At 68.2% G+C, this 220-nt stretch carries 1 protein-coding gene; it reads left to right on the forward strand.

The features are described from left to right. The coding region (locus V6252_RS13265) for a hypothetical protein (protein ID WP_341610751.1) at positions 1-220 on the forward strand (220 nt) is incomplete at both ends.

The raw sequence follows: 220 nt of genomic DNA on the forward strand, positions 1-220 counted from the left end.
GGCGGACATGCTGTCCTCGGAGCGGCTGGCCGGCGAGCGGCGTATCCTGCTGGTCGGGCTGGGGTTGATCGGTGGCTCGCTTGCCGCCGCATTGCGTGCGGCGGGTCATCGCGGCGAGATTCTCGCCTGTGATCGGGATTCCAACGAGATCTGCCTCGGTCAGCGCATGAAGCTGATCGATGGCGGCAGTACTCAGCTGGCTGGGCTGGTGCCCGGCGCC

The organism is Psychrobacter proteolyticus, assembly GCF_038155145.1.
Taxonomy (GTDB): Bacteria; Pseudomonadota; Gammaproteobacteria; order Pseudomonadales; family Moraxellaceae; genus Psychrobacter; species Psychrobacter proteolyticus_B.